Below are 14342 nucleotides of genomic sequence, written 5' to 3' on the forward strand. Positions count from 1 at the left end.
TGAGAAAGCCCACTCATGAACTCCCATGGATCCGTCCTGACCCGCGGCCTGACTGCCCGCCACATTCGCTTCATGGCTTTGGGCTCGGCCATCGGCACCGGTTTGTTCTACGGCTCCTCAAGTGCCATCCAAAAGGCAGGCCCCGCGGTCTTGCTCGCCTACATCATTGCCGGCGCAGCCGTGTTCATGGTGATGCGCGCTCTGGGTGAACTCGCTGTCCGGCACCCCGTCTCCGGCTCCTTTGGCCAATATGCCAGCCGCTACCTGGGCCCCTTGGCCGGATTCATCACCGGCTGGACCTACGTTTTCGAAATGGCCATCGTCGCCATCGCCGATGTGACGGCCTTCAGCATCTACATGGGCTTCTGGTTTCAGGACGTGCCGCGCTGGATCTGGGTTCTGGCCATCGTCTTCTTCCTCGCCGCCGTCAACTTACTCAGCGTCAAGGTCTTTGGTGAGCTGGAATTCTGGTTCTCACTCATCAAGGTTTCCGCCATCATCGCCATGATCGCCGGTGGCGCAGCCATCATTGTCTTCGGATTCCAGATGGAAGGCGCGCAGGCCGTTTCAGGATTGGGTAATCTCGTGAACAACGACGGCTTCATGCCCAACGGATGGGTGGGGCTCCTGGCCGCGTTCGCCGTCGTCATGTTTGCCTTTGGTGGCATTGAAACCATCGGCGTGACAGCCGGCGAAGCCAAGGATCCCAGCAAGTCCATCCCGGCGGCCGTCAATACCGTTCCGGTCCGTATCTTGCTGTTCTATGTACTGACCTTGGGCGTGTTGATGTCTCTGATCCCGTGGAACGAAATCACCGGCGAAACCAGTCCGTTCGTGCAAATCTTTGACTCTCTGGGCATCCCACTGGCCGCGCACATCCTCAACGCCGTCGTTATCACCGCCGCACTCTCGGCGATCAACTCCGATATTTTCGGTGCCGGTCGCGTCCTCTTCGGCCTCTCTGCGCAAGGTCACGCACCCGCCGCCTTTGGCCGCATCTCTAAGCGCGGTGTACCGTGGATGACCGTGCTGCTGATGACCGCCGTACTGTTGGTGGGCGTGGTTTTGAACGCGACCATCCCCGAGGACGTCTTCTTGCTTATAGCCTCGATCGCCACTTTCGCCACGGTGTGGGTGTGGATCATGATCCTGGCGTCGCACGTGGCCATGAAGCGCGAGATCGCCCGCAACGCGCTGGCCCCCTCCGCATTCCCGGTCCCGCTCTGGCCGCTCGCCTCAATCCTGACGGCACTTTTTATGGCGGGCGTGATCGTGCTCTTGGGCGTGTACGCCGACACCCGCGTGGCCCTCTATGTTGGCGCCATTTGGCTGGTCCTGCTGGCGGTCGCCTTTAAGTTCGGGGTACGCGGCAAGGGCAAGGAGCGCGCCGTCCTCGTTGACGAAAGCCCTTCTGCGGCAGGCACTACAGACTCGACAGAACAGACACGTTCGACGCCGGTCCCCTCCTCCCACTGACCGGCCCGCCACCGGTGAGTGTTCAGAGCCAGAATCCCGGCCTATAAGACATCGTCGCTCAGCACCACAGAGCTGCGGCCGAACTGGCGGACCTTGGCATCGTCCCAGAGGTGGGCGGGCATGGCTCCGCCGAGCAGGTTTCGTGGCAGTCCCGCGCCGTCGCCCAGTGGAGCATCGCTACCGGCGATGATGATATTGCCTGAGCGCCGCCCCTTGAGCATGGCCGGATCGGCAATGATGACGGTGTGTTCAAACGCTGCTGCAATGGTGGCAGCTTCCCGCCGTGCGGTAGTCAATGCTGGCGCGTCACCGCAGTTCACAACATATACGCCACCAGGAATAAGTACCTTTCGGGCCGCTTCTGTGAACTCGGTTGTGGTCAGTGCATGCGGTGTCTTGGAGCCGCTAAAAACGTCCCGAATGATGAGATCCCGGCTGGCTTCGGTCAGAGATTCAGTCACCTCACGGGCCTCACCCACACGGATCTTCAGCAACGGTGCCCGGGGCAGATCGAACCAGTCGCGGACGTAACTGGCCAGCGCGCCGTCGATCTCCACCACCACATTGCGAGAGTTGGGATAGGCCGCTACAAGGTAGCGCGGCATGGCACACGCAGCACCACCCAGACTTAGGGTGCGCAGCTTCTCCCCAGCCGGCCACCTGTCGTGAACGAGCTCCATGATCCACCGCATGTACTCAAAGTCCAGACGCAGGGGGTCTGCCAAGTCCACGTGGGAGCTTTGGACCCCGTTGAGCATGAGCAGCCAGCCATTGGGATTGTCGCCGTCGGGGATCAGCTCGGCCGTGCCGGTGTCCGTTTGAAACTTACCGGCTACGGGACCTTTCGGCGCTCCCTTGAGCGCCGATTCGGGTTCGACAGCACCATTTTTGGGTACTCGTTTACGTCCCATCAGGGCGTCACTTCGCTCAGGTAGTGCATGGCGTGCGGCAAAATAGTCACCCTGCCAGCGTAGCCGCAGTCAAAGCTGCGCTTCACCGGCACCAGCACCTTGCTCCGGCCCGGCGCCTTGCACCTCCCCAGCTGCCGTCCGAGCTGAACGCCACGCCTGCCACCGTTCAAGGCTCAAGTTCGAGAGATCTCCCGGGGGAGTTTCCAGCCTGGGCCCCGGATGAGGCAGGAACAGTGGAAAGCCGTCCGGAAAGGAAGCCGCATTGGCAATCGTCTTGTCACTAGCGGTGAAGATCCACGCCCACTTTAGTCCGTTGAGCAACGAGTAAGCCCCGCAGGATTGCGCCCAGGATCCCTCACCCCAGTGCCAACGAATGACGGAGCAATCACGGCCAAATTCGTCGATCTCATGGTGTTCCGAGACCTCAAAAATCCGAGGAATTTCTTCGTAGGGAGAATGGCCGGGATAGAAATCATTGGAACCGCTGAGCCACTGGAGCACCATGCTGGCAACGCACGCCCGCGCATCATTGCTCCGAAATGCCGGCTCTCCTTGGCCTCGATCGAATCTTGTGAGCAGAAAAAGACCGTTGTCATCAATTGCGACCGTGTACGAAACGTCCCCGTTGACGTGCCACAACCAGGGATTTTCGGTCCACAGCTCCTCCTGGCTTAGCTTCAACCCCTCGGCCAATCCCGGGATTGCAGCGACCGCCGCCCAGAGCTCTCGCCGGGCCACTTCTCGAGCCTCAGTCATGGACTGCCCTTCGCATCGTTCATGCACCTGCTCACGTACGACGCCGGTCACTCGCCCAGAGCGTCCAGCGCGCCTTCCAGCCGATCCACTTTGCCAGTGAGTTCGCCGGTGTGGCCGGGACGGATGTCTGCCTTCAGTACCAGGGAAACTCGGGATCCGTAACGCCCTACCGCCTCGGTGGCACGTTTGATGACGTCCATGACCTCGTCCCACTCACCCTCAATCTCGGTGAACATGGAACTGGTGCGGTTGGGCAGCCCGGACTCGCGGACCACCTTGACCGCTGCCGCTACGGCCGTGTGGACGGACGCGTCGCCACCCGTTCCTGCCGGAACGCCGGTGGGAGCGCCGCTGGGTGCTACTGAAAAGGCCACAATCATGAGATTCTCCTGTATCTAATGGCTTCCGGGGTTGTCCCCGTTAGTTAGCTTTCATTATGGGTAGTTCACCCCATTGGTGCATTGTTTTGATGCAGATAAAGTTGCTGGCATGCTTGCCTCTCTTCTTAGCGCCCTTCCGCTGGCGCCAACACCGGACACCTACAACTATGATTACAACTATGAAGGCACCATGACTTCTTCTGAAGCTACGGCCTTCATCATGCTCATGATGGGCCTCTACTTCCTCTTCTTTGTCATCGCCTTGGTGGTTAACGGATTTGTCTGGGCTGGCGCCTTTGCCAAGGCAGGGCATCCAAAGTGGAAGGCCTACATCCCGTTCTACAACACGTGGATCATGGTGAAGATGGTGGGCCGCCCGGAGTCCCACTTCTGGTTCCTACTCATCCCTTACTTCAACATCTACATGATGATTGTCATCCTGAACGACATGTCCAAGTCGTTCGGCAAGGAAACGGGCTTCACCGTTGGCTTGATCTTCCTCCCGGTGGTTTTTGCCGCTATCCTCTCCTACGGCGATGCCCAGTACCGCGGCCCGTCCTATCTGAGCCAGGCGCAGAAGCAGTACGCCAACCAGTACGGCCAGCAGTACAACCAGCAATACGGTCAGGCCCAGGCGCAGCCACAGTACGGCCAGGATCCTAACGCTCAGCAGTACGGTCAGGCCCAGGCGCAGCCTCAGTACGGCCAGGATCCCAACCAGCCTTACGGCCAGCCGCAGGATCCCAACCAGAACCCGTACGGTTCAGGGCCAACCAAGTAATCGAAGCCCCGCGGCGGCAGCAGCGCCAGCCAGGACCACCACCAAAAATGGTGCCTTGAGCCAGAGCGCCACTGCCGCCGCAAGCAACGCGCCTATTCGGGCGTCAAGCACCACAGAGGTACCAGTTGCGGCCGCATTCACCACGGTCAGTGAGGCGAGCAGGCCAATGGTCAGCGTCCCGGCCACGTGCGACATTCGGGGATTATCCAGCACTTTTGCCGGCACCAAATAGCCCAGTAACTTAGTGGCGTAAGCCAATACTGCCGCAACCAACAGCCAAAACCACAGGCTCATAGTTCCATCCCCTTGTGGCTCTCTTTGTGTCCACTTTTGTGTCTACGAAGGCCAGATTCGTGCACGGGCAAGGTTCCGGCGTCGTGCTTATATGGGTCAAGGTCCGGCTCCATGCCGTCAGCGTCATGACCGCTATCCTTAGCGGGGCGGAACCAGCCAATAAGCCCGGCCACCACAGCAGCCACCAAAATGGGCACCCCGGCCGGCACCAAAGGAACCGCTAAAAGGGTCACCAGCGCACACACCACGGCAATGGCTGCGGGCTGGAATGACTTGATTCGAGGCCACAACAGGCCCAGAAACGCTGCCACGGCTGCACCGTCGAGCCCCCACTGTTTGGGATCTCCCAGCGCGGCACCAACAAGAGCTCCCACGCAGGTCATGATGTTCCACAGCAGAAAAATGCCCAGCCCAGCCACCCAGAATCCGCGCTTTTGTTCGACCGGATCGCTCTGCCCGGTGGCCGTGGCGGTGGATTCATCAATCGTGACGTGGGCAGCGGCAAAACGCCGCCAGCCGGTGGGCCGCAGGAGCGCATTGATCTGCATACCGTAAACCCCGTTGCGAATGCCCAGCAGGGCCGAGGCGCTCATGGCCGCCACGGCCGATCCACCGCCCGCCACAACACCGATGAACGCAAATTGAGAGCCACCGCTAAAGAGCAGCAGGCTCAGCGCCATGGTCTGCCAGAGCGTCAGCCCTGAGGCTACCGAAAGTGCGCCGAAGGAGATCCCGTACAGTCCTGTGGCGATCGAGATCGACGCACCAATTTTGGCCGCCGGTGACTCGCTAAGTTTCATGAGCCCATAGTTTCACGCTGCAGCTCACAGATTCACCATGGTCCGCATGGCAAGAACGTCAAGCACCCTTGAAAGACCGACGACCGTGCCCCCAGAGCCCGCCCCGAAGCTCCTCTCAAACGGCATGATCATGACGGCACGACGATGGGCATGGTGTGGGTGTCGATCGGCTCGTCGGACAAGCTCAGGTGCTCGGTGCCGTGGAGGGCATCTGCGGCACGGACCAAAGCCAGATGGGAGAAAGCCTGCGGGAAGTTTCCCGCCATGCGACCCTGCCCCATGTCGTACTCTTCGCTGAGCAGGCCCACATCGTTGGCCAGTCCCACCAAAGTATCCATCAGTTTCACGGCGTCCTTGCGGCGGCCAGTGTGGGCGTACTGCTCAACCAGCCAAAAGGAACAGGCCAGGAACGGGTGCTCGCCGGGTGCCAGCCCGTCCAGCCCGGTTTCCGTTCGGTAGCGCAGGATCAAACCATGAGCATCTACCAGTTCCGCTTCCAGAGCATCCACCGTGCCCAGCATTTCCGGGGAGCTATAGCTTACGAAACCGACCTGTGGCAGGACCAGCAATGAGGCGTCGGTAGCTGTGCCACCATAGGTTTGGGTGAACGTGTTGAGTTCCTTGTTGAAGCCGAACTCCATGATTTCGGCATGCAGCTGACTGCGCAGTTCCTCCCAGCGCTCAACAGGGCCGGACAAGCCGTGGTCGCGGACGGCCCGCACGCCACAGTCGAAGGCGGACCACATCATGACGCGCGAATGTGTGAAGTGCAGCTGGTCCCCGCGCATTTCCCAAATGCCGTGATCCTTGGCATTCAGGTGCTTCTCCACGAAGCCCAGCATGGCCTGCTGCAAGGGCCAGGAGAAGTGGTCCTCATGCCCGCCGGCCAGACGCAGCTTCTCCAGCGCCACCAGTACCTCACCTACAACATCTGCCTGGTATTGCCCCACGGCGCCGTTGCCAATCCGCACCGGCAGCGCACCTTCGTAGCCGGGCAGATGGCTCAACTCGCCCTCCGTGAGATCACGTTCACCGCCGAGCCCGTACATGATCTGCAGATCTTCTGGGTCTCCGGCCACGGCGCGCAGCAACCAGTCTCGCCACTTCAGCGCCTCTTCGGCATAGCCGTGGGTGAGCATGGCCTCGAGCGTCAACGCTGCATCACGCAGCCAGCAGAACCTGTAATCCCAGTTCCTGGCGCCACCAAAATCTTCCGGCAACGAGGTGGTGGGTGCCGCGACAATCCCACCCGTATCCTCATGCGTCAGCGCACGCAAAACCAACAGCGAGCGCTCCACAATGACCGAATATTTGCCGTTCTGGTTGTAGCGGGCGGCCCACTTGTCCCAGTAATTCACGGTCTCGACCAGCGCCCGTTCCGTGTCGATGGGTGTGGGGACGGGTCGGTGCGAGGGGTACCACATCAGTTCCTGCTCGACCCTCTCGCCGGCAGCGATCAAGAAAGTTCCACTGTGCTGATGGTCGACGGCGTGGGGCAGCTCATCGCCACGCAGCACCAGTGCGTCTGGTCCGGCAACGGCCACGATTGCTTCGCTTCCATCAGCTTCGTCAATGCGCCTAACCCACGGCAAAACCTTGCCGTAGCCGGGCCGGACAGTGATTTTCTGGCCGATTTCCACTCGGCCACTGACCCCGTCGATACGGCGGACAATGGAAGCCCGGCGGTCGCCCACCGGCATGAAATCGGTGATACGGGCGGTGCCTTCAGGGGTTTCCCATAGCGTTTCCAACACGAAGGTTCGCCCCCGGTAGGAGCGTTTCGCCACGGCGGCTTCCGGGTGCGTGGGCGCCATGAGCCACCGGCCGTGGTCGCTCGTACCCAGCAGGGCGGTAAAGACCGCCGGTGAGTCAAAGCGCGGAAAACATAACCAGTCAATGCTCCCATCGCGGCCCACAAGGGCCCCGGTGTGCAGATCGGACAACAGTGCATAGTCTTCAATTCGCGATGCCATGCTTCCATGCAATCACATGGCGTCAAGGTCTGCCGAGTCAGCCAAGCCTGTCGGGCCTGTCGCAGGATCAGCTCAGGGATCAGCGCAGGGACTCGCTCAGGGACTCGCTCAGGGATCAGCGCAGCAGCTCCCGAATTTCGCGTGGCCTATTGCTGGTGACCTGTTCAACCCCGGCTGCCAGGCACAAGGCTAGATCCTCCGCTGTGTCCACGGTCCACACCCGCAGCACCCGTCCGGCGGCAACCCAACGAGCAGCGTTGCCCGGGTGAGCACGCAGGTACTCGACGCCGGGTCCGGCGAGTTGAGCTACGCCGTCGTCAATTAACCTTTCGCCTTCGGCCATGGCTCGGCGCATCAGAAAAGCCGCGGTGCGCCCGGTGATGGCACCCATGTCCAACTCCTCACGGACACCGGCCACCTGGACGTTTTCGAGCAACTGGCAGAGGTGCGCGGCAGGGATCTGCGCGGCGAGGTGCTTCACGGCGTCGGGGTGGAAGCTCATGAAGGAAACGTGAATGTTACCGGCACTGGATTTTTCAGAGTCCCAGCCGAAGCTGCGCAACGTCTTGAGCGCGGCATCGACCAGCTGCGGTTTGAACGTGGCCCCGTATTTGAATTCCAGCGCCAAGGCAATGGGGCGCCCGGCAGCGGCCAGCAGCTCCAAAAGCTGAGGCAAGGTCAGGAGCTGGGTAGCAATGGTGCCGTAGTCGGGCGGGATGACGACGCCGTGCCAGCTGCTGAAATCGAGGGTTCGCAACTGGGCCAGTGTCAGCTCTGCCACCAACCCTGCCGAGTTGGACGTCCTCGCCACATCATCGTCATGTAGCAGGACAAGTTCCCCGTCCGCCGTGAGGTGAAGGTCGCATTCAACCCCGTCAGCACCGTCAGCGAGGGTCTGCAAATACGCGGCGCGAGTATGCTCGGCGAAGGCGGCGCTGGAACCGCGGTGCGCGTAGATCTGAACTGTCATGGCTCCACGCTACGCTTACTCCATGGCGCAAACACGAAGGCTCGAGCAGTCAGTTCCACCCCAGCATCCGGACGTTCAGAAGGCCGCAGCGCTCAAGCGTATGAAGAATATTGCGCTGGGCCTGCTGCTGTTCATGGCTGTGGTGTTCTGTTTCGCCTTTGCCCTACAGCCCCGTTTTCCCTGGTTGGCGTATGTTCGGGCCGCTGCCGAAGGCGGCATGGTTGGTGCGCTGGCCGACTGGTTTGCGGTCACGGCTCTGTTCAAACACCCCATGGGTATCAAGATTCCGCACACCGCCATCATCCCCAACCGCAAGGATGAGATTGGTGCCTCTCTTGCTGACTTTGTGGAAACTAACTTCCTCTCCGAAGAGGTAGTCTCGCAGAAGTTGGCCTCCACACAGATCGCCCAGAAGGTGGGCAGCTGGCTATCCAAACCGGCCAGTGCCGAGCGGGTGACCACCGAGGGTGCTGCCGCGCTGCGAGGCGCCATCTCGGTGTTGAAGGACGAGGACATCCAAGACGTCATCGAGTCTATGGTCCGCAAACATGTGTTGGAACCACCATGGGGCCCACCCGTGGGCAAGCTCGCGGAACGGATCTTTGCCGAAGGCCACCACCATGCCCTAGTGGACCTACTCGTTGACCGGTCCACCACGTGGATCCAAGCCAACCACGACACCATTTCCGGTCTGGTGACCGACCGCTCCCCCAGTTGGGTTCCGGTCTTTGTGGACGGCCTGGTAGGGGATAAGATCCACGCGGAAATCTACAAGTTTGCCCGCGCAGTCCAGAACGATCCTCACCACGAGGTCCGCCAGCAGCTCGATAATTATTTGAAGGACCTCGCCCAGGAACTGCAGCATGATCCGGCCATGATCGCCAAGGCTGAAGGTATCAAAGCCCAGGTTCTCGGGGATCCTGAGGTTCGGGAATTGGCTGGACGAACCTGGGAGACCATCAAGACGGCGCTAACGGACGCCGTGGATGATCCACAGTCAGAACTTCGCCTGAAATTCACCTCGGCGGTGCAGGACTTCGGAGCCCGTCTGGTCTCCGACATGGACCTTGGGGACAAGGTCAACAAGTGGATTGCCGACGCTGCCGCCTACCTCGTGGGCACCTACAAGCACGAGATCACCTCCTTGATCACCGACACAGTTGGACGCTGGGACGCTGTGGAGACCAGCGAGAAGATCGAACTTCAGGTGGGCAAGGATCTGCAGTTCATCCGTATTAACGGCACCGTGGTTGGTTCACTCGCAGGGCTGGCGATTTTCACTGTAGCCACGCTGGTGTTCGGCTAGCGGAGCAGTCACCGCTTCGGCAGCTTTAGTGCTTTCGGGGCTTTGGGGGATTTCAGGGCTTTGGGGGCCTTGCCGGGCTTGAGCGGCTTCGGTTCCTTGGGGGGCTTCGGTTCCTTCGGCGGCTTGGGGAGTTTGGCTGTGGATTCAAGCTCGGCTAGCAGTTCCTGCGGAATCATCATGGGCGCCGGGCCAAAGGCACGGGTGGCCGAGGCAATAACTGCCTTGCCCATCATGTAGTTGCCCACGCCACCCACGGCTGCACCAATGCCAAAGGGCAGAGCTTTGCCAACCACCGAGGCGCTGCCCTTGACCGCCATCTTCTTCAGGAACATTTTCTGCATAGGTGCCACGAGACCCTTGATGGTGTTCAGCGGCAAGTTCTTGCTGACGGTCTTGCCCCAAGCTTGCATGGGTGTCTTGCCGGTTCCCAGTGCATGCCCAGTCAATCCCTGCAGCATGGCTTGGCCTTCTTCGCCCAAGATAATGGCCATGACCGTGACCTGAGCACTTTCCGGATTCGCCAGGCGCACTCCGTGAAGTTCGGCAATGGATTGCGCGTAAAGCGCCGTGGCTTCCAGGAAGACCACGGTTGCCGCGGCGGAAATGGACAACGCCGCCACTGTGCCTATGCCAGGGATGATGGCCGTGGCACCAACGGCAGCCCCACCGCCACTGACACCATTGAGGAAGTCTCGTTCCAGACGCTGGCTGAGCTCGTAGGCGGTGGCGTTCGGGTACCGTTTGCGCAGCCGGCGCAAGTTGGCCAGCACCAGCGGCCGCTGCACTTCCACAGCCTTAAGTAGCATGCCATGGACGGCAGGCGTGGGCTTTCCACTCGGATCGAATGCAGCACCCGCTGCCATCTGAACGGCCGGGTTCACCGGACCACGTTGTTTAGCGAAGCCCGGCGATTGCGCCATGCCCCCGTGATTGAGATCCTTGTTGGCCATGTTCTCCCCTGCCTCTTTTGCCCCCAACTCTTTGCCTCCAGCGTAACGGCCCCCTGCGGATCTTTGCGGCAGTTCACTGTCAGGAAAACCAAACCGTCAGGAAATCCACTCTAGGCCCAGGATTCGCAGCCAGCCCCGCGCAGACTTAGCCTGCGAGCGCTACGGGAGTACCGTCGTCGTGCTTCACAGTGGGGACCTTCACGGCCGGGGCGAACAGGCGGGTGCGCAGGGCCAGGAACATGAACACCATGCCGGCGCTGAGCAGGATGTGGCCCAGGCCCGCGATACCGGGGATGGCTGCGGAGACGTCGGTGGTGCCGTTGACCTGCAGCATGCCGTGGACCACCATGATGGCCGCGGACAGGATCAGGCCGGCGTTGTACGGCCAGAAGAACCAGTTGAACAGGCGCGATTTGGACAGCGTGAACAACTTTTCCAGGATGAGCACAATGAGCAGGACTATGAAGCCGAGGGTGAGTAGGTGCGTGTGGACTACGGAGAGCTGGGTGAAGCCGTCGAACTGCTTGCCTTTGGTGAATTCGCGGTAGAACAGGCCGGAGAGGACCCCGATAACCATGTACGCAAACGCCGAGTAAAAGAGCTTCTTCATGAGGTTTCCTTCGCTACTGGGCCCCAGTTCGGGCCTTTCTTTGAAGCGTATTGACCCGCACGACGCCGGCCATCAACCTTTTGATTGACTGCGCACCGACATTCGGCTGCTTTTACTGTTGGGGGCGTCAGCGCGGGTCAGCTTCAGCGCCGGTCAGGTTTAGTGCCGTTTAGGTTTAGCGCCGGTTATCCGAGTTCCGCGGGTGGTTCTTTGCTGTGCGTTCATTGCCGCGGCGATAGTTTCCGGTCAGCCGGGCCCTGAGCTCCTGAGGCTCGGCGGTGAGTAGATCAACCAAGAATTTTTAGGCCATCGGCCCGCGCAGGGTGGTGGCTTTGCGGCCATGATGGGTGATGGTGACCTCGCCACCCGGACCGATGATGTGCTCAAAACCGTTTGCCTGACCGGTCATGATTTTCTCCTAGCTGCTCGGTGTGAAGGAGCCGGGCACGTTCGCTGTCAGGAAGGAGGAGACATCGGCCAGTTCGTCCGCCCGCATAGTGTGGCCCATTGCGTCGTAGCGCGCCTGTTGCAGATCGGTGTTGGCGGCCAACCATTCGGAGGTGAACTCCGTAGCGTCGGGGTTGATGACAAGATCCGCAACGTCGCGACCCCAGAAAAACGGCAACTTGCGCTCCAGCGGCTCCATGGTGGCGAGCAGTTCATTATTCAGAGCAAAGCCTGAAAGTCCTACGCCGGTCATGAACATGTCCGGACGCAGCCTGATCAATGTGGTTGCCATGGCCATGCCCTGTGAAAATCCCAGCACTGAGACCGAGCTGAATTTGTGGCGGACCATCTCGGTATCCAGCCATGCGAGGACTTTCGTGGCGGCTCCGACCACCGCGGCGAAGTCGTTGACCAGAAAATAGTCCAGCAAAAACCAGCCGTAATCCCCAGCGATGTCCATGGGTGCCCGCGGCGCGGCGCACACGAATCCCCGTGGCAGGTCCTTGAATGCCGCGCTCATGCGGGACTCATCCGAACCGTACCCGTGCAGCATCAGCAGCAACGGCTTCCCGGCTCGCTCAGCTTCCGGGTGGGACCAGAGAACAGTTTCCATGCGGTCAGACTACCCGCTCGCCAGGTTCCCTCATTGGGCTTCCTCGCCGAACCGTTAGAAAAGGTCGCTTTGACGGTTCAAAACGACCTTTTCTAACGGTTCGAAGCGCCCCGTGGGCCTGACCAGTCCAACAGGCCCCCAACAGGCCCACCCACAGCAAACATAAACCCCAAAACAGACCCGCATCTGTGTTTATGTGGGAATGATCTTGACAATCGAAGATAAACACAGATAAAGTCATCTGAAACAACAGCTGTGATTCGGATCACGGGAGTAGGGCAGCCAAGAAAAATCAGGCTGGCCGCCCACCACCGGAAGGAAATGACATGTTTGCGGAGGAACGGCAGCGCAGGATCGCCGAACTCGTCAGCGCCCAAGGCAGGGTTGGCGTCAATGACTTGGCAGAACTGTTTTCCATTACCCAAGAGACGGTTCGCCGCGACCTGGCTGCGCTGGAAGAAGTGGGCAAGCTCCGCCGCGTGCACGGCGGGGCGGTGAGTGTGGACCGGTTGACGCGTACAGAGCTCAGCCTAAGCGAACGCCAGAGCCAACACCTCGAAGAGAAGCAGCGCATTGCCACAGCTGCACTGGCCTTGATTCCGCACGCCCCAACGGCCTCCATCTTGCTGGATTCGGGCACTACCACGGCGGCGTTGGCCGAGAGGCTGGCCACCTGGACCCCCGCCAACGCTGGCGATGAACTGCTCGTCATCACCAATTCACTCCCCATGGCCGGGACACTGAGCACCAACACGCATCTGCTGTTGGACATCGTTGGTGGCCGCGTCCGAGCCCTGACCAGCGCCGTCGTCGGAGCTCGCGCCACGGAACAGCTCAGCGCACTGCGCCCCGACATCGCCTTCCTCGGCGCGAACGGCATCCACGCCGCCTTTGGTCTGAGCACCCCAGACCCTGTCGAAGCCGCCACCAAAACCGCCATGGTCAAGGCGGCCCGGCAGGTGGTGGTCTTGGCCGATGCCTCCAAACTCGGCGCCGAAACACTTGTCCGCTTCGCAACCCTCGAGGAGATCGATATCTTGGTCACCACCACAAAACCCACCGGCGAGCTTGCCGCAGCCTTGGCCGGCGCCGACATAAAGGTCGTGATCGCATGATCCTCACCCTGACGCCCAACCCCAGCCTGGACCGCACCATCGATCTGGCTGCTCCGTTACAGCGCGGCGAGGTTCAGCGCGCAACGGCCTCCTCTGCGCATCCCGGCGGCAAGGGCGTGAACATTGTCCGGGCCCTCTCCGCATCCGGAATCGAGGCGCTGGCGCTGTTGCCCGGGGACGCAAGTGACGCCGTCGTCCTGGCTTTGGATCTCGAGCGCATCCCCCACCTGGCCATGCCGATCGGGGCACCCCTGCGCAGCAATGTGGCCATCACCGAGCCCGACGGCACCACGACCAAGGTCAACGAGCCCGGCCCCTTCCTCACCCAGACCCAGCTCAACGAGCTCCTGGCGCTCACCGTTGAGAAGTCCGACGGCGCGGGCTGGCTCGTGCTGGCCGGCTCACTTCCGCCGGGGGTGCCGAGTGATTTCTATGCGTTGGTGATTGAGGCCGTCCGTGCCGCGCATGGTTCGCGGGCACCACGCATCGCCGTCGATTCCTCGGGCGCCCCACTCAAAGAGTGCCTACGCGCAGCCCCTGACTTACTCAAGCCCAACGGTGAGGAATTGGCCGAGTTGACGGGCCTTTCCACCGGACCTGAGCTTGAGGCAGATCCGGCGGCGGCCGCAGCGGCCTCCGTTACTCTGCTCAAGAACGGGGTGGGTGCTGTTCTGGCGACGCTCGGTTCCAAGGGCGCAGTTTTGACCACCAGCCACGGCAGCTTCCATGGCCGCGGCCCCGCCATCAAGGCAAAAAGCACCGTCGGTGCGGGTGACTCCGCACTGTCCGGATATCTGCTGGCAACGCTTCGTGGGGATTCCCCCGAAGCGTGCCTGCAGCAAGCAGTGGCGCATGGCGCGGCCGCAGCTTCCCTCCCCGGAACCATGGTTCCCTCCCTCGCACAAACAACCCCCGGAACCGTCTCTGTGACGGTGCTGGCCCCAGCTGAAGAGAACTGAT

At 61.1% G+C, this 14342-nt stretch carries 15 protein-coding genes; 5 read left to right on the forward strand and 10 right to left on the reverse strand.

Annotation, left to right across the window (positions count from 1 at the left end; all coding sequences use genetic code 11):
* Positions 1-15 precede the first annotated feature (15 nt).
* Complete coding sequence (locus AB0O97_RS09100; protein ID WP_363881865.1) at positions 16-1476, forward strand: amino acid permease; 1461 nt, start codon at positions 16-18, stop codon at positions 1474-1476.
* Between the two features lie 41 nt (positions 1477-1517).
* Here AB0O97_RS09100 and AB0O97_RS09105 read toward each other — a convergent pair whose 3' ends face one another.
* From AB0O97_RS09105 to AB0O97_RS09115, 3 genes are all read right to left on the reverse strand, one after another.
* Positions 1518-2387 carry a fused MFS/spermidine synthase gene (locus AB0O97_RS09105; RefSeq protein ID WP_363842478.1) on the reverse strand — a complete coding sequence of 290 codons (870 nt, stop codon included), beginning with the start codon at positions 2385-2387 and terminating at the stop codon, positions 1518-1520.
* A 69-nt stretch (positions 2388-2456) separates the two neighbouring features.
* Positions 2457-3143, reverse strand: a complete 687-nt coding sequence (locus AB0O97_RS09110) for a hypothetical protein (RefSeq protein WP_363842475.1) — start codon at positions 3141-3143, stop codon at positions 2457-2459.
* Positions 3144-3190: 47 nt separating this feature from the next.
* A complete protein-coding gene (locus AB0O97_RS09115) occupies positions 3191-3523 on the reverse strand; it encodes a thiamine-binding protein (RefSeq protein WP_363881867.1) in 333 nt (110 codons plus the stop codon).
* Positions 3524-3632: 109 nt separating this feature from the next.
* Here AB0O97_RS09115 and AB0O97_RS09120 point away from each other — a divergent pair, with 109 nt between their 5' ends.
* Complete coding sequence (locus AB0O97_RS09120; RefSeq protein ID WP_363881869.1) at positions 3633-4304, forward strand: DUF5684 domain-containing protein; 672 nt, start codon at positions 3633-3635, stop codon at positions 4302-4304.
* On the opposite strand, the gene AB0O97_RS09125 is transcribed toward AB0O97_RS09120, so the two are convergent.
* The 4 genes from AB0O97_RS09125 to AB0O97_RS09140 all read right to left on the reverse strand — a co-directional run bounded on the left by AB0O97_RS09125 (position 4287) and on the right by AB0O97_RS09140 (position 8341).
* Positions 4287-4598, reverse strand: coding sequence for an AzlD domain-containing protein (locus AB0O97_RS09125; RefSeq protein ID WP_363842466.1), 312 nt, complete (start codon positions 4596-4598; stop codon positions 4287-4289). The two genes, AB0O97_RS09120 and AB0O97_RS09125, sit on opposite strands and share 18 nt — an antisense overlap.
* Entirely contained in the window at positions 4595-5398 is an 804-nt protein-coding gene (locus tag AB0O97_RS09130; RefSeq protein WP_363881871.1) for an AzlC family ABC transporter permease, read from the reverse strand. The genes AB0O97_RS09125 and AB0O97_RS09130 overlap by 4 nt, the downstream gene beginning before the upstream one ends.
* Before the next feature lie 128 nt (positions 5399-5526).
* The gene (locus tag AB0O97_RS09135) at positions 5527-7371 is read right to left on the reverse strand and encodes a glycoside hydrolase family 15 protein (RefSeq protein WP_363881873.1); all 1845 of its coding nucleotides are present in this window, start codon (positions 7369-7371) and stop codon (positions 5527-5529) included.
* 115 nt (positions 7372-7486) lie between these two features.
* Positions 7487-8341 (reverse strand): glycerophosphodiester phosphodiesterase family protein, encoded by an 855-nt coding sequence (locus tag AB0O97_RS09140; protein WP_363881875.1) that lies wholly within the window; start codon positions 8339-8341, stop codon positions 7487-7489.
* A gap of 22 nt (positions 8342-8363) precedes the next feature.
* Here AB0O97_RS09140 and AB0O97_RS09145 point away from each other — a divergent pair, with 22 nt between their 5' ends.
* Complete coding sequence (locus AB0O97_RS09145) at positions 8364-9647, forward strand: DUF445 family protein (RefSeq protein ID WP_363842454.1); 1284 nt, start codon at positions 8364-8366, stop codon at positions 9645-9647.
* Positions 9648-9655: 8 nt separating this feature from the next.
* Here AB0O97_RS09145 and AB0O97_RS09150 read toward each other — a convergent pair whose 3' ends face one another.
* From AB0O97_RS09150 to AB0O97_RS09160, 3 genes are all read right to left on the reverse strand, one after another.
* A complete protein-coding gene (locus AB0O97_RS09150) occupies positions 9656-10597 on the reverse strand; it encodes a hypothetical protein (protein ID WP_363881877.1) in 942 nt (313 codons plus the stop codon).
* Between the two features lie 145 nt (positions 10598-10742).
* The gene (locus AB0O97_RS09155; protein ID WP_363881879.1) at positions 10743-11207 is read right to left on the reverse strand and encodes a DUF2871 domain-containing protein; all 465 of its coding nucleotides are present in this window, start codon (positions 11205-11207) and stop codon (positions 10743-10745) included.
* A gap of 418 nt (positions 11208-11625) precedes the next feature.
* On the reverse strand, positions 11626-12267 hold the full coding sequence (locus AB0O97_RS09160) for a phospholipase (RefSeq protein WP_363881881.1): 642 nt from the start codon (positions 12265-12267) through the stop codon (positions 11626-11628).
* Positions 12268-12593: 326 nt separating this feature from the next.
* On the opposite strand from AB0O97_RS09160, the gene AB0O97_RS09165 reads away from it, so the two are divergent.
* Positions 12594-13382, forward strand: coding sequence for a DeoR/GlpR family DNA-binding transcription regulator (locus AB0O97_RS09165; protein WP_363842439.1), 789 nt, complete (start codon positions 12594-12596; stop codon positions 13380-13382).
* Positions 13379-14341 carry a 1-phosphofructokinase family hexose kinase gene (locus tag AB0O97_RS09170; protein ID WP_363881883.1) on the forward strand — a complete coding sequence of 321 codons (963 nt, stop codon included), beginning with the start codon at positions 13379-13381 and terminating at the stop codon, positions 14339-14341. The genes AB0O97_RS09165 and AB0O97_RS09170 overlap by 4 nt, the downstream gene beginning before the upstream one ends.
* Position 14342 lies beyond the last annotated feature (1 nt).

This window comes from Specibacter sp. NPDC078692 (genome assembly GCF_040686835.1).
Classification (GTDB): Bacteria; Actinomycetota; Actinomycetes; order Actinomycetales; family Micrococcaceae; genus Specibacter.